Genomic DNA, 14003 nt, shown 5'->3' with positions numbered 1-14003 from the left:
GCCGAACCAAACGGTCAGTGCTGCAGGATCTTCGACAGGAACTGCTGCGCGCGCTCGCTGCGGGGCTGGCCGAAGAAGTCCTCCTTCCGGGCGTCCTCGACGATCTCGCCGCGATCCATGAAGATCACCCGGTCGGCGACCTTGCGGGCGAAGCCCATCTCGTGGGTCACGACCATCATCGTCATGCCCTCCTTGGCGAGTTCGACCATCACGTCGAGCACCTCGCCGACCATTTCCGGGTCGAGCGCCGAGGTCGGCTCGTCGAACAGCATCACCACCGGGTTCATGGCGAGCGCCCGGGCGATCGCCACGCGCTGCTGCTGGCCGCCGGAAAGCTGGCCGGGATACTTGTCGGCGTGGGCCGACAGCCCGACGCGGGCGAGCAGGTCCATGCCCTTCTTCTTCGCCTCCTCGGCCGGGCGCTTCAGCACCTTGCGCTGGGCGACCGTGAGATTCTCGGTGATCGAAAGGTGCGGGAACAGCTCGAAGTGCTGGAACACCATGCCGACCCGCGAGCGGAGCTTCGGCAGGTCAGTGGCCTTGTCGACGACCTTGGTGTCGTTGACCGTGATCTGGCCCTTCTGGATCGGCTCCAGGGCGTTGACGCACTTGATCAGGGTCGACTTGCCGGAGCCCGACGGTCCGCAGACAACGACGACCTCGCCCTTGGCGACCTGGGTGGTGCAGTTCGTCAGCACCTGGAAGTCGCCGTACCACTTGCTGACGTTGTCGATGGCGATCATCGGCGTGCCGGTGGCGATGCGCGGCGGCGGACTCGTCAGCGGTCCGGACTGCAGGCCGGAGTCGGATGGCGCGACCGAACCGGGGGCGACGGGCGTCGTGGCGGTCGGGGCCGGCATCGGCGTCGAGGTCATGGCGCGGTCCTTCAAACAGCGATCACTTGGAAACGGCGATCACGTGAAACGGCGATCAGCGGATGATGGCGACGCGGCGCTGGAGCCGGCGCACCAGGAACGAGGCCGAGAAGCAGACGGCGAAGTAGACGACCGCCGCGAACAGGTACATCTCGACGAGGCGCCCGTCGCGCTGGGCCACCTTCGAGGCTGCGCCGAGGAAGTCGGTCAGCGACAGCACGTAGACCAGCGAGGTGTCCTGGAAGAGCACGATCGTCTGCGTCAGCAGCAGCGGCAGCATGTTGCGGAAGGCCTGCGGCAGCACGACGGTGATCATCGTCTGGGCGTAGGTCATGCCGAGCGCGTAGGCCGCCCCGGTCTGCCCCTTGGGGATCGACTGGATGCCGGCGCGCATGATCTCGGAAAAGTAGGCCGCCTCGAACAGCGTGAAGGTGATCAGCGCCGACGAGAACGCGCCGACCTGGATCGGCCGCGAGGCGCCGGTGAGGTAGGCGCCGATATACGGCACCAGGAAGTAGAACCAGAAGATCACCAGCACGAGCGGCAGCGAGCGCATCAGCTCGACGTAGACCTTGGCCACGTGTTTGAGACCGGGCACGCCCGAAAGCCGCGCCATGGCGAGCAGGGTGCCGAGCACCACGCCCATGCCGGCGGCGAGCGCCGTCAGGGTCACGGTGAACACCATGCCCGTCCCGAAAAGGTAGGGCAGCGATCCGAAGACGACGCCGAAATCGAAGTTCGAGAACATCAGCGCTGCCCGGGAACCGCCACGCTGCGTTCCAGGAGGGACGCGAGCACGATGACGAAGAGGTTGATGAGGACGTAGAGGATCGTGGCGGCCGTGAAGGCCTCGAACACCTGGAACGAGAATTCCTGCATCGAGCGCGCCCGGGCGGTGAGCTCGAGCAGGCCGATCGTCAGCGCGACGGAGGTGTTCTTGAGGTTGTTCAAAAACTCCGAGGTCATCGGCGGCAGGATGACCCGGTAGGCGTTCGGCAGCAGCACGTAGCGATAGGTCTGGTAGACCGTGAAGCCCATCGCCGTGCCGGCGAGGCCCTGGCCCCGCGGCAGCGACTGGATGCCGGCGCGCACCTGCTCGGCGACGCGCGAGGCGGTGAAGAACCCGAGGCAGACGACGCCGGTGTAGAACGGCGCGTTCGGCAGCTGCTTGAGGGCGTTGCCCCAGGATTGCGGCAGCACCTCCGGCAGCACGAAGTACCAGAGGAACATCTGCACCAGCAGCGGGATGTTGCGGAACAGCTCGACATAGGCCGTGCCGACCGCGTTCGCGGCCTTCGACGGCAGCGTGCGCATCACGCCCACGAGCGATCCGAGGAAGAAGGCGATGACCCAGGATGAGAGCGCGGTCGCGATCGTCCAGACCAGGCCCGAGAGCAGCATGTCGGCATAGGTGCCGGTGCCTTCGGGGGATGGTTCGAAGAAGATGCCCCAGTTCCAGTTGTAGTTCATCGCCCGCGCTTCACCGTTTCTCGTTCGATCGATCCGCGTCGCGGATCCCGAAGGGCGCCCCCCGGGATCCGCTCGGCCCGGCTCAGTAGGCGGCCGGGTCGGCGCTGTCGCTCGGGCTCTTGAACTGCTTCACCATCGCGTCGCTCATCGGGAGCTTCAGGTTGATGTTGCGCGGCGGGATCGGCTTCTCGAACCACTTGGTGTAGAGCGCCTTGCCCTCGGGGCTCTCGTACAGCGCCTTGGTCGCAGCGTCGGCCACGGCCTTGAACGGCGCGTCGTCCTTGCGCAGCATGATGCCGTAGGGCTCGGGCTTCGACAGGGCTTCCGTCGAGATCTCGTAGGCGTCGGGGGTCTTCGAGCCGGCCATCAGCGAGGCGAGCAGCACGTCGTCCATCACGAAGGCCACGGCGCGGCCGGTCTCGACCATCAGGAACGCCTCGGCGTGGTCCTTGGCGGGCAAGATGGTCAGGCCCATGCTCTTGGCCGTGTTGGCCTCGTTGATCTGCTTGATGTTCGTCGTGCCCGAGGTCGAGACCACGGTCTTGCCCTTGAGGTCGTCGATCGTGTGCAGCTTGGCGTCCTTCTTCGAGACGTAGCGGGTCGCCGTCAGGAAGTGGGTGTTGGTGAACGAAGCCTGCTTCTGGCGGTCGGCGTTGTTCGTGGTCGAGCCGCACTCGAGGTCGATCGTGCCGTTGGCGATCAGCGGGATGCGGGTCGCGGAGGTGACCGGGTTGAGCTTCACCTCCATGCCCGGAAGCTTGAGCTCCTTCTTCACCGCCTCGGCGATCTTCAGGCAGATGTCCATCGCGTAGCCGACCGGCTTCTGGTCGCCGTCGAGGTAGGAGAACGGCACCGAGGAATCGCGGTAGCCGATGGTGAGGGCGTTGGTCTCCTTCACCTTCTTCAGCGTGCCGGTCAGTTCCTGGGCCTGGGCGCCGGCTGCGAACAGCGCCGCGCCGAGCGCGAGGCCAGCGACGATCCCGCGGCGGTCGAGGTTGGATTGCGTCAAGACGAAACTCCCGTGACGAGCCGCACGGACAGTGCGGCGTGTGGCGGACGCACAGAGGGCGGCCGGCGCTGGCCGGGCCTCTGCAATGATGGTGCCGGAACGAGGCTCGGCGAAGCGAGCTTGGCCGATGGGCTGGGGACAACTGCGCCGCGCATCGGAACCGAAGCAGTAAACGCACTCATGACCCGGAACCGGGCCGTCTCCGGCCGGGTGCGGTCTGCCCGCACGGATCGAGGCCGTGGCGCGTCGGCGTTCACAGGGTCCACCCGGTTGTCGATCCGAACGTCGGAGCCGGGCGTTTTCGCCCATGCGGGATGCAATGTGCACGATTCCCGGGCGGACGCACCGGGATTTCGCGGCTCGGCGGCGATTATGCCTGGAAAGCCGCCAATCTGTCTCGCGGAACGGAGACGAACGAGCCGCCCCGCAGGGCACGGGACGGCTCGGTCTTCGGAGCGACGAGCGCTACTTGGTGACTTCGTTGCCGGCGTAGTCGATGTTGCCGGCCGCGTTCTTCTTCCACTGGTACATCACGTAGTCGGGCTTCGTGATGTCGCCCTTCTTGTCGTAGGCGATCGGGCCGACGACGGTGTCGACCGGCTTGCCCATGTGCAGCCACTCCGCCAGCTTCTTGCCGTCGGTCGAGCCGGTCTCCTGCATCGCCTTGGCGAGCACCTGGACCGCGGCGTAGGAGTAGAGGGTGTAGCCCTCGGGATCGATGCCCTTGGCCTTGAAGCCGGCGAGCGCGTCCTTGGCGTTGGGGTTCTTGCGCGCGTCCGGCGGGAACGTGGTCAGGGTGCCTTCCGCCGCCGGGCCGGCGATCGCCACCAGCTCCTTGTCGACGAGGCCGTCGCCGCCCATCAGCGGCGCCTTCAAGCCCTGGTCGCTCATCTGGCGCAGGATCAAACCGGCTTCGGTGTAGTAGCCGCCGAAATACACCACGTCGATCTTGTTGGATTTCAGCTTCGAGACGAGGGCCGAATAGTCCTTCTCGCCCGGGTTGATGCCCTCGTAGATCGCGTCCTTGCCGCCGTTGGCCTTCAGCGCCTTCAGTGTCTCGTCGGCCAGGCCCTTGCCGTAGGGGGTCTTGTCGTGGACGAAGGCGATCTTCTTGCCCTTGAAGTTCGTTGCGAGGTAGGCGCCCGCCACCGCGCCCTGCTGGTCGTCGCGGCCGCAGGTGCGGAACACGTTCCAGAGGCCGCGCTCGGTGAACTTCACCGCCGTCGAGGCCGGGGTCACCTGGATGATGCCGGCGTCCTGGTAGACGTCGGAGGCCGGGATCGACACGCCGGAATTGTAGTCGCCGACGACCATCTTCACGCCGTCCGAGGCGAACTTGTTGGCGACCGAGACGCCCTGCTTGGGGTCGGACGCGTCGTCGCCGACGAGGACAGAGAAGGTGGTGCCCTTCACCGCGCCGGACTTGTTCAGGTCCTCGACCGCCTGGGTCGCGCCGTTCTTGAGCTGCGTCCCGATCGCCGCGCTGTTGCCGGTGATCGGCGCGGCGATGCCGAGCTTGATCTCTGCGCCTTGCGCCGCCGCGAGCATGGCACCGAGACCGAGGCCGGCCAGAAGTATCGCTCTCATCGCAAATCCCCTTGGTTGTGATCTGAATTCGGACCGCGGGCCAAGGGCAAGAATCGTGCGCTCGGCACGCGCCTCGCCGCGGTCGCGATCAAGGTTCGCCGGCCGCCGGCGCACGGCTCCGCCAGGTCAGGGGCGAGGTCCGCTCGTAGAGCCAGCGATACTGGGTCGTCATCTGCCGCGTCCGGGTCCAGCGGTAGCCCGCCAGCCCGACGATCATGACGACGACGGCGTCGACCGCATAGTAGTGCAGTGACAGAAGCGTCCCACCGAATAGCGCGAAGTGGATGAAGCGCACCGCCGCCGCCACCGCGAGGAGCGCCGGCACGATCTGCCAGAGCGGCCGCCACGCCTTGGCGAGGCCCCGGGCGGCCATCCACCCGGCCCAGCCGCCCATCGCCACGGTGACGAGGAGGAACAGCGCGATCGATTCTTCCTCGTAGATCACACCCTGCATCGCGTCAGGCCTCCACCGGGGCGCCGTGCCCGCCTTCGAGGTAGGCGGCCTTGATCGCGGGGTCGGCGAGCAGCGCCCGCCCGGTGCCGCTCATGGTGATGCGGCCGTTGACCAGCACGTAGCCGCGATGCGCCAGCTTGAGCGCATGGTAGGCGTTCTGCTCGACGAGGAAGATCGTCATGCCGTCGCGCCGGTTGAGGTCGCGCACCGCATCGAAGATGCCCTTCACCACCAGCGGCGCGAGCCCGAGCGAGGGCTCGTCGAGCAGCAGCAGGCGCGGGCGGCTCATCAGGGCGCGGGCGATGGCCAGCATCTGCTGCTCGCCGCCCGACATGGTGCCGGCGCGCTGGGTCAGGCGCTCCTTCAGCCGCGGGAACAGGGCGCAGACGCGCTCGAGGTCCTGCGCGAAGTACTGCCCGTTGTGGAGCGCGGCACCCATCTGCAGGTTCTCGTGCACGCTCATGCGCGGGAAGACCCGGCGGCCCTCCGGCGACTGCGCGATCGCGAGGCGGGCGATCTCGTGGGTCGGCAGGCGGGTGATTTCGCGCCCGTCGTAGGTGATCGTGCCCTCGCGGGCCTGCGGCGCCCCGAAGATCGTCATCATCAGGGTCGACTTGCCGGCGCCGTTGGCGCCGATCAGCGTGACGATCTCGCCCTCGGTGACGTCGAGGTCGACGCCGCGCAGAGCCGCGACGCTGCCGTAATAGGTCGAGACCCCGCGCACCGAGAGCAGGGTCTTGCGGACCCCGGCCTTCTCGGCGGCGAGCGCCCGGGTCTCCTCGACGAGGACGTTGATGCCGGCGACGCTCAAGCCTCGACCTCCAGATGGGTCACGGTGAGGCCGACCTCGGCCTCGACGGCCTCGACCTCCTCGTCCTCGACGCCGAGATAGGCGGCGATCACCCGCGGGTCGGCGCGGACTTCGCCGGGCGTGCCGTCGGCGATCTTCACGCCGTAATCGAGCACCACGACGTGGTCGGAGATCTCCATCACCACCGACATGTCGTGCTCGATCAGCAGCACCGAGGTGTCGTGCGCGTCGCGGATGTGGCGCAGCAGCGCGTTGAGCTCGCCCGATTCGCGCGGGTTCAGGCCGGCGGCGGGCTCGTCGAGGCAGAGCAGAACCGGCTCGGTGCACATCGCCCGGGCGATCTCCAGGCGGCGCTGGGCGCCGTAGGGCAGGTCGCCGGCCGGGTCGTCGGCCCGGTCGATCAGGTCGATGCGGCCGAGCCAGTCCTTGGCCCGCTCGATCGCCGCGGCCTCCGCCCGGCGGTAGACCGGGAGGCCGAGGAGTCCGAGCACGGTCATGCCGGACGCCCGCATCAGCGGGGCGTGCTGGGCGACGAGAAGGTTCTCCAGCACCGTCATGCCCTGGAACAGGCGGATGTTCTGGAAGGTGCGCGCCACCCGGCCGATCCGGTTGACGGCATGGTTCGGCAGACGTTCGAGCAGGTGCTTCGATCCGTCGGCGTGGGCCAGCGTCAGCTTGCCCTCGGTCGGCTTGTAGAAGCCGGTGATGCAGTTGAAGACCGTGGTCTTGCCGGCGCCGTTCGGGCCGATCAGCGCGGTGATGTCGCCGCGCCGGGCCTTGAAGGACAGGTCGCCGACGGCGACGAGCCCGCCGAAGCGCATGGTGAGGTGGTCGACGGTGAGCACCGCCTCGGCGTCGGGGGAAGGCCGCGTCATCAACCGTGGCCCTCGCTGACGTGGGCGCCCGAGATCGCGCGGCGCTCGCCGAGCGCCACCGAGGGCGTTCGCTCCGAGATCAGCCCGCGCGGGCGCCAGACCATCATCGCCACCATGGCGAGGCCGAACAGCAGCAGGCGGTACTCGTTCGGATCGAAGCCTTGGCCGAACACCGCCTTCAGGAACCCGAGGTTGCGCAGCATCTCGGGGCCGCCGACCATGGCCACCGCCGCGATCGCGACGCCGACCTGGCTGCCCATGCCGCCGAGCACCACGATCGCCAGGATGATCGCGCTCTCGAGGAAGTTGAAGCTCTCGGGGCTGATGAAGCCCTGGCGCACGGCGAAGAACGAGCCGGCGAACCCGCCGAAGGCCGCCCCGAGGGCGAAGGCCGTGAGCTTCGTCGTGGTGGTGTTGATGCCGAGGGAGCGGCAGGCGATCTCGTCCTCGCGCAACGCCTCCCAGGCGCGGCCGATCGGCAGCCGTCGCAGCCGCAGCGTCACGACGTTGGTGATCAGGGCGAGCGCCAGGATCAGGTAGTACAGGAACACGACCCGGTGCATCGAGTCGAAGGTCAGCCCGAAGCGGGCCGCGAACCCGTCCTCGCCCGCGGTGAAGGGGATGCCGAAGAAGGTCGCGCGCGGGATCGACGAGATGCCGGCGCCGCCGCCGGTGACGTCGACCCAGTTGATCAGCACGAGGCGGATGATCTCGCCGAAGGCCAGCGTGACGATGGCGAGGTAGTCGCCGCGCAACCGCAGCACGGGAAAGCCGAGCAGCATGCCCCACAGGGCGGCGAACAGGCCGGCGAGCGGAAGGCAGACCCAGAACGACAGGCCGAAGGTTGTGGACAGGAGTGCGTAGGAATAGGCGCCGACCGCGTAGAACGCGACGTAGCCGAGGTCGAGCAGGCCCGCGAGGCCGACGACGATGTTGAGGCCCCAGCCGAGCATCACGTAGGTGAGGATCAGGATGCCGAGGTCGATCCAGTAGCGCCCCTCCCCGAGGCTGCCGCTGGCGAGCGCCGCGACGACGGGGAGCGTCAGCGCGATGCCGATGAACAGCCACAGCGCCAGCATCGAGACGCGCTGCCCGGCATTCGGGGTGGCGCCGACCGCCTCCGTTGCCTGCGAACGCGCCGGGGTGAGCGCCCGGCGGGCGTCGCGGCGCATCAGGATCAGGCGCTGCGCGAGGCGGGCCAGGAAGATCGCGGCGCAGAGCGCGAGGACGAGGCCCCAGCGCGGCGTCAGCTCGAGGCCGCCGGTCGGGCCGGCATCGGTCCGGAAGGCGACCACCGGCACGCACAGCGCGAAGGTGCCGAGCGCGTAGAAGGCGGCGTCCTTGAGGATGCCGGGGAGGCCGACGGCCCCGCGTGTGGCGGCGGCCATCAAACCTTCTCGACCTCGGCGCGGCCGAGGATCCCCGACGGCATGAAGATGAGCACCACGGCGAGGATCGAGAAGGCGGCGACGTCCTTGTACTCGATCGAGAAGTAGGCCGACCAGAACGTCTCGATCAGGCCGATGATCAGGCCGCCGAGCACCGCGCCCGGCAGCGAGCCGATGCCGCCCAGAACCGCCGCGGTGAACGCCTTCACCCCCGGCACGAAGCCGTCCGAGAACGAGACCACGCCGTAATACATCAGGTACAGGACGCCGGCGACGGCGGCGAGCGCGGCGCCGAGCACGAAGGTGAGCGAGATCGTGCGGTCGACGTCGATGCCGAGCAGCGCGGCCATCTTGCGGTCCTGCTCGCAGGCGCGCTGCGCCCGGCCGAAGGGCGTGCGCTGGACGAGGTACCAGAAGCCGGTGAGCAGCACCGCGGTCACCGCCATGATCAGGCACTGCTTGTAGGACAGGAACACCTGGAAGCCGTCGGTCTCGAACAGGGTGATCCCGCCCGACAGCATCGGCGGAAGCGGCTTGTTGCGCGCGCCCTGCGCCACCTGGACGAAGTTCGAGAGGAAGATCGAGACGCCGATCGCCGAGATCAGCGGCGCCAGCCGGAAGGAGCCGCGCAGGGGACGATAGGCCACCCGCTCGATCGCCCAGCCCCAGAGCGCGGTGAGCACCATCGAGACCACGAGCACGATCAGGAAGGCCAGCGCGATCGACGAGACGCCGAGCCAGGTGGTGAGGATCAGGAAGCCGATCAAGGCGATGAAGCTTGAGACCATGAAGACGTCGCCGTGGGCGAAGTTGACCATGCCGATGATGCCGAACACCATCGTGTATCCGATCGCGATCAGGCCGTAGATCGACCCGAGCGTCAGCCCGTTGATCAACTGCTGTACGAAGACATCCATCGTGTGCCCGTCTCTCCGTCTGCGCGCCGTGCCTTGAGGGCAAGTCCCGCATTCATGGCAAGTCCCGTATTCATGGCAAGTCCCGTACCGCACCTGTGGCTCGGCGGCCACAAGGCGCGGCGACTGCAGTTTCAGCGGGACCGCGGCCAAGCATAGCCCGCGGCGCGACGAGAATGCCACGCCGGATCATCCGATCCCGGCAAAAAACAAAAGGTCTGAAACGACGGGATTAAAGCTGCGCAGCCGCTTGCGCATGGCGCGCTTCCTGCTTCACATTCTCTTAACGGACAGTCGTGCGCCGGCTCGCATTCGCCCAGGAGTTCCCGATGACAGGTTCGCGGCTGACGACCATGATCTTCGTGGGCATGCTACTGGGCATCGCGGTCGGCTATCTCTGTAGCATCACCTGGCCCGATCCGCAGACCTCCAAGGAGATCGCCGGCTACATCGCGCTGATCAGCGACATCTTCCTGCGGCTGATCAAGATGATCATCGCGCCACTGGTGTTCTCGACGCTCGTCGTCGGCATCGCGCATCTCGGGGATACGGCCTCGGTCGGTCGCGTCGGCGGCAAGGCGCTGCTGTGGTTCGTCGGCGCCTCGTTCTGCTCGCTGATGCTGGGCCTCGTCCTCGTCAACATCATGCAGCCCGGCCACAACCTGAACCTGCCGCTGCCCGACGTCGGCGCCGGCACCGGTCTGAAGGCCGCCTCGCTGTCGCTGAAGGAGTTCGTCACCCACCTCGTGCCCAAGAGCGCGGTCGAGGCGATGGCCAACAACGAAATCCTGCAGATCGTCGTGTTCTCGATCTTCTTCGGCGTGGCGCTCGCGGCGCTCGGCGAGAAGGGCCACTTCCTGGCCAAGGGCATCGAGGGCGTGGCCGACGTGATGCTCAAGGTCACCGGCTACGTGATGCTGTTCGCGCCCGTCGCGGTGTTCGCGGCGATCGCGGCGACGATCACCACGCAGGGCATCGGCGTGCTCGTCACCTACGGCAAGTTCCTGGTCGAGTTCTACATCGGCCTCGGCGTGCTCTGGGGCCTGCTGATGGGCGTCGGCTTCCTGATGCTCGGGGGAGCCGGGATCAAACGGCTGTTCAACCTGATCAAGGAGCCGTTCGTGCTCGCCTTCTCGACCGCATCGAGCGAGGCGGCCTACCCGAAGATGCTCACGAACCTCGAGCAGTTCGGCGTGCCCAACCGCATCACCTCGTTCGTGCTGCCGATGGGCTACTCGTTCAACCTCGACGGCTCGATGATGTACTGCACCTTCGCCGTGATGTTCATCGCGCAGGCGTACAACATCCCGCTCACCTGGGGGCAGCAGCTCACGATGCTGTTCCTGCTGATGGTGACATCGAAGGGCATGGCCGGCGTGCCGCGCGCCTCGCTCGTCGTGATCTCGGCGACGCTGACGCAGTTCAACATCCCGGAGGCCGGGCTGCTGCTGATCATCGGCATCGACCAGTTCCTCGACATGGGCCGCTCGGCGACCAACGTGCTCGGCAACAGCATCGCCACCGTCGCCGTCGCGAAATGGGAGGGCCAGCTGACCACGAGCGACCAGCGGCTCGACCATGTCGGCGCCGTGGCCGCCGCCGAGTAGGCCTCCGTCCCGACCGGGCTTTGCCTGCCGTATCCAGGAGTATCGCGATGGCGTCAGGCAAGGTGATCGCGGCGTTGGCGGCGGGGCTGATAGCGGTCGGGCTCATCGCGACGCCCGGGCCGGCGGGGGCGGTCGACGTGCTCACCGGCTCGCTCAAGACCATCGCCGCCAAGGGCGAGGTGGTGATCGGCTACCGCACCAGCTCGGTCCCGTTCTCCTTCGTCGAGGGCAAGCGGGCCGACGGCAGCCCGCGCCCGATCGGCTACGCGATCGACCTCTGCGGCGAGATCGTCGACGAGATCGGCCGCGAGACCGGGCGCACCGACCTGAAGGTCCGCTACGAGCCGGTGACCTCCGAGACGCGGTTCGCGGCGGTGTCCGAGGGAAGGGTCGACCTCGAATGCGGCTCGACCACCGCCAACGCCGAACGCCGCCGCACGGCGGCGTTCTCGCCGGTGACGTTCATCAGCGCGACGAAGCTTCTGGTGCCGCGGGCCTCGGCGATCGCGTCCTATCGCGAGCTGGGCGGCAAGAAGGTCGTCGTCACGGCCGGCACCACCAACGAGCGCGCCGTGCGCGATATCCTGGCCAAGCTCAAGCTGCAGGCCGAGATCCTGACCGGAAAGGACCACGCGGAATCCTACGCCATGGTCAAGGACGGCCGGGCCGACGCCTTCGCCACCGACGACATCCTGCTCTACGGCCTGATCGCCAACGACGGGACCGACGGCGCCAAGTACACGGTGCTGCCGGACAAGCTCTCGTTCGAGCCCTACGGCATCATGTTCCGCAAGGACGACCCGGAGATGGCCGGCGCGGTCGCCGCCACCTTCAGCCGCCTCGCCGAGAGCCGCGAGCTGCGCTGGACCTACGAGCGCTGGTTCCTCAAGCGCCTGCCGAACGGCGAGCGCCTCAACGTGCCGATGTCGAACGACCTCCACACCAGCTTCCAGCTGATCGGGCTGGAGGATTGAGGTAGGGCGTTCGCGGATTGACGCAGGCTTGATCTGAAGGAAGAGACGCCCCCTCTCCCCGCGGGCGGGGAGAGGCCTGCAGGCACCGCGTCGCGCCTGCAGGAAGCGGAGGCGGAGCCGACGCGGCGGTGAGGGGAAGGTGCCGGATGAGGCTTCCCCGTCGAAGCCCCCTCACCCTCGGCTGCGGCCTCGCTTCGCCGACGACGAGGTCGGCAAAGCCCTCTCCCCGCAGGCGGGGCGAGGGGATGCGCGCACCTTGGACAGCACCGAAGCCGGGCAATCGGTGGCCGCGGCGGGGTTCGTGCGCGCCCCGCGCTTACCCCCGGCCGGCTTCGGCCTTCCGGTATTCCCGTCCGTGCTCGCAATAGCCCTCGACGATCCGGACCATCATCGCGCGCTTCTCGGCGTCCAGCGGGGCGAGGATGCGGGCCGGGCGGCCGCCCCAGAGGTAGCCGCCTTCGAGGAGCTGGCCGGGATCGGTGGTACTCCCTGCCGCCAGCATGACGTCGTCGGCGATGACCGTGCCTGGGGCGACCGAGGCGCCGATGCCGATCAGCGAGCGGGCGCCGATGCGGCTGTCGCCGATGCGGACGTTGTGGCCGATGGTGGTGTCGCGGCCGATGACGACGCCCTCCCCGCGGGTGCGGATCACGGTGTTGTCCTGGATGTTGGTGTCGGCGCCGACGAGGATCGGCCCGACCTCGGCGTGGAGGTCGCAGGAGAACAGCACGCTCGATCCGGCACCGAGGCTGACGCGTCCGCGGACGCGGGCCGTGCTGGCGACGTAGACCGTGTCCTCCACCTCCGGCGGATCGCCGGCCGCGACGGGCGCCGGGTCGCCCGCGGCCTCGCGCAGGCGCTCGGCGCGCTCGTCGATCTCGGCCCGGTCGATCGGGCGCTGCGGCTTGGCCGGGCTGCCGGCGTAGACGAAGCCGCCGGCGAGCTGCGCCCGCGGAAACACCGTCGCGCCGGCCTCGATCACCGCGCCGTCGCCGATGCTGGCCCCGTCGAGGATCACGACGTCGTCCTCGATCACCACGTCGGAGCCGACCGTGCAGGCGTGCACCACGCTGTTGCGCCCCACCGTGACCCTGTCGCCGACGGTGGTGCCGTGGGTGAAGGTGGCGATGTGGACGGTGGAGCGGTGCCCGAGCCAGAACCGGTCGCCGAGGGTGACCGGCTGCCCGTCCGCGCGGATCACGCCGTCGTCGCCGATCCAGGCCTGGCTGCCGAGGCGCACGGCGCCGATGGCGGTGCTGCCGCGCCCGCACCAGACCGGGCGGCTGATGAATTCCGGCAGGACGCCGTCATAGGGAAGGATCAGTTCGGGCGTCACGTCTTCGTCCTTCGGGGCCGATCGGCCCACGCCTTCTGGCGGCGAGCCGATATGCCATATAGGCGCAGGCGATGGCCGAGTCAGGCGCAAGCGTGTTTCGTCGTCGCGCCACCGTCACCGTCACCCCGCTGCGCCGCGCCGAGAACCCGATGTCGCCCGCTCCTCCGCCCTCCGCCGCACCAAGCGCCGCGCCCCTGCCCACCGTCGCGATCCAGGCCGCGCCGTTCGACGTGGCCGCCGAGATCGCCGCGCTGAACGGGCGGCTCGCCGGCCGCGCCGGCGCGGTCGTCACCTTCACGGGGCTGTGCCGCGACGAGGGCGGACGGCTCGAGGCGCTCGAGCTGGAGCATTATCCCGGCATGGCCGAGGCCGAGATCGGGCGGGTGGCTGCGGCGGCCGAGGCGCGCTGGCCGCTGCAGGCGGTCCGGGTGATCCACCGCTACGGCCTCGTGGCGCCGGGCGACGGCATCGTGCTGGTGATCACCGCGTCGAGCCACCGCGTCGCGGCCTTCGAGGCGGCGAGCTTCCTGATGGACTATCTGAAGACCCGGGCCCCGTTCTGGAAGCGCGAGCACCTGATCGACGGGACGAAGGGCGGCTGGGTCGAGGCGGCGGAGGCGGACGACGCGGCCGCCGCGCGCTGGGCCGCGATCCTCGGTGACGCCGCGACGACCGAGGGTTGACCGCGACGCCGCACAAGCGC

The 14003-nt window shown here is 68.5% G+C and carries 14 protein-coding genes; 3 read left to right on the top strand and 11 right to left on the bottom strand.

Annotated elements, in window-relative coordinates:
* Positions 1–14: 14 nt before the first annotated feature.
* The 10 genes from MFF13_RS02950 to MFF13_RS02905 form a co-directional block, all read right to left on the bottom strand.
* The gene (locus MFF13_RS02950; RefSeq protein ID WP_147752796.1) at positions 15–743 is read right to left on the bottom strand and encodes an amino acid ABC transporter ATP-binding protein; all 729 of its coding nucleotides are present in this window, start codon (positions 741–743) and stop codon (positions 15–17) included.
* Positions 744–930: 187 nt separating this feature from the next.
* Positions 931–1623 carry an amino acid ABC transporter permease gene (locus MFF13_RS02945; RefSeq protein WP_147752788.1) on the bottom strand — a complete coding sequence of 231 codons (693 nt, stop codon included), beginning with the start codon at positions 1621–1623 and terminating at the stop codon, positions 931–933.
* Complete coding sequence (locus MFF13_RS02940; protein WP_147752787.1) at positions 1623–2345, bottom strand: amino acid ABC transporter permease; 723 nt, start codon at positions 2343–2345, stop codon at positions 1623–1625. The genes MFF13_RS02945 and MFF13_RS02940 overlap by 1 nt, the downstream gene beginning before the upstream one ends.
* Before the next feature lie 82 nt (positions 2346–2427).
* Positions 2428–3354, bottom strand: a complete 927-nt coding sequence (locus tag MFF13_RS02935) for an amino acid ABC transporter substrate-binding protein (protein WP_373322474.1) — start codon at positions 3352–3354, stop codon at positions 2428–2430.
* 465 nt (positions 3355–3819) lie between these two features.
* A complete protein-coding gene (locus MFF13_RS02930) occupies positions 3820–4941 on the bottom strand; it encodes a branched-chain amino acid ABC transporter substrate-binding protein (RefSeq protein WP_147752786.1) in 1122 nt (373 codons plus the stop codon).
* An 88-nt stretch (positions 4942–5029) separates the two neighbouring features.
* Entirely contained in the window at positions 5030–5395 is a 366-nt protein-coding gene (locus MFF13_RS02925) for a DUF6867 family protein (protein ID WP_147752785.1), read from the bottom strand.
* Positions 5396–5399: 4 nt separating this feature from the next.
* The gene (locus tag MFF13_RS02920) at positions 5400–6206 is read right to left on the bottom strand and encodes an ABC transporter ATP-binding protein (protein ID WP_147761405.1); all 807 of its coding nucleotides are present in this window, start codon (positions 6204–6206) and stop codon (positions 5400–5402) included.
* Entirely contained in the window at positions 6203–7081 is an 879-nt protein-coding gene (locus MFF13_RS02915; protein ID WP_147761406.1) for an ABC transporter ATP-binding protein, read from the bottom strand. Before MFF13_RS02915 ends, MFF13_RS02920 begins: the two co-directional genes overlap by 4 nt.
* Positions 7081–8469, bottom strand: coding sequence for a high-affinity branched-chain amino acid ABC transporter permease LivM (gene livM / locus MFF13_RS02910; RefSeq protein ID WP_147761407.1), 1389 nt, complete (start codon positions 8467–8469; stop codon positions 7081–7083). The genes MFF13_RS02915 and livM overlap by 1 nt, the downstream gene beginning before the upstream one ends.
* Positions 8469–9386, bottom strand: a complete 918-nt coding sequence (locus MFF13_RS02905) for a branched-chain amino acid ABC transporter permease (RefSeq protein ID WP_147752781.1) — start codon at positions 9384–9386, stop codon at positions 8469–8471. Before MFF13_RS02905 ends, livM begins: the two co-directional genes overlap by 1 nt.
* A 326-nt stretch (positions 9387–9712) precedes the next feature.
* Here MFF13_RS02905 and MFF13_RS02900 point away from each other — a divergent pair, with 326 nt between their 5' ends.
* Entirely contained in the window at positions 9713–10990 is a 1278-nt protein-coding gene (locus tag MFF13_RS02900; RefSeq protein ID WP_147752780.1) for a dicarboxylate/amino acid:cation symporter, read from the top strand.
* Between the two features lie 47 nt (positions 10991–11037).
* The gene (locus MFF13_RS02895; protein WP_147827770.1) at positions 11038–11964 is read left to right on the top strand and encodes an amino acid ABC transporter substrate-binding protein; all 927 of its coding nucleotides are present in this window, start codon (positions 11038–11040) and stop codon (positions 11962–11964) included.
* A gap of 316 nt (positions 11965–12280) precedes the next feature.
* Here MFF13_RS02895 and MFF13_RS02890 read toward each other — a convergent pair whose 3' ends face one another.
* Positions 12281–13300 (bottom strand): gamma carbonic anhydrase family protein, encoded by a 1020-nt coding sequence (locus MFF13_RS02890; protein WP_147761409.1) that lies wholly within the window; start codon positions 13298–13300, stop codon positions 12281–12283.
* 149 nt (positions 13301–13449) lie between these two features.
* Here MFF13_RS02890 and MFF13_RS02885 point away from each other — a divergent pair, with 149 nt between their 5' ends.
* The gene (locus tag MFF13_RS02885) at positions 13450–13983 is read left to right on the top strand and encodes a molybdenum cofactor biosynthesis protein MoaE (RefSeq protein WP_147761459.1); all 534 of its coding nucleotides are present in this window, start codon (positions 13450–13452) and stop codon (positions 13981–13983) included.
* Positions 13984–14003: the final 20 nt, after the last annotated feature.

Origin of the sequence: Methylobacterium cerastii (assembly GCF_022179125.1) — a bacterium.
In the GTDB taxonomy this organism is placed as follows: domain Bacteria; phylum Pseudomonadota; class Alphaproteobacteria; order Rhizobiales; family Beijerinckiaceae; genus Methylobacterium; species Methylobacterium cerastii.
The sequence above is the reverse complement of the archived record's forward strand: the minus strand, read 5'-3'. Positions and strand labels throughout refer to the sequence as shown.

Excerpts from the sequence above, each read along its gene's own strand:
- MFF13_RS02905 (WP_147752781.1), bottom strand. The coding sequence starts at position 9,386 with ATGGATGTCTTCGTACAGCAGTTGATCAACGGGCTGACGCTCGGGTCG.
- MFF13_RS02945 (WP_147752788.1), bottom strand. The coding sequence starts at position 1,623 with ATGTTCTCGAACTTCGATTTCGGCGTCGTCTTCGGATCGCTGCCCTAC.
- MFF13_RS02940 (WP_147752787.1), bottom strand. The coding sequence starts at position 2,345 with ATGAACTACAACTGGAACTGGGGCATCTTCTTCGAACCATCCCCCGAA.
- MFF13_RS02895 (WP_147827770.1), top strand. The coding sequence starts at position 11,038 with ATGGCGTCAGGCAAGGTGATCGCGGCGTTGGCGGCGGGGCTGATAGCG.
- MFF13_RS02900 (WP_147752780.1), top strand. The coding sequence starts at position 9,713 with ATGACAGGTTCGCGGCTGACGACCATGATCTTCGTGGGCATGCTACTG.
- MFF13_RS02915 (WP_147761406.1), bottom strand. The coding sequence starts at position 7,081 with ATGACGCGGCCTTCCCCCGACGCCGAGGCGGTGCTCACCGTCGACCAC.
- MFF13_RS02950 (WP_147752796.1), bottom strand. The coding sequence starts at position 743 with ATGATCGCCATCGACAACGTCAGCAAGTGGTACGGCGACTTCCAGGTG.
- livM (WP_147761407.1), bottom strand. The coding sequence starts at position 8,469 with ATGGCCGCCGCCACACGCGGGGCCGTCGGCCTCCCCGGCATCCTCAAG.
- MFF13_RS02930 (WP_147752786.1), bottom strand. The coding sequence starts at position 4,941 with ATGAGAGCGATACTTCTGGCCGGCCTCGGTCTCGGTGCCATGCTCGCG.
- MFF13_RS02925 (WP_147752785.1), bottom strand. The coding sequence starts at position 5,395 with ATGCAGGGTGTGATCTACGAGGAAGAATCGATCGCGCTGTTCCTCCTC.
- MFF13_RS02885 (WP_147761459.1), top strand. The coding sequence starts at position 13,450 with ATGTCGCCCGCTCCTCCGCCCTCCGCCGCACCAAGCGCCGCGCCCCTG.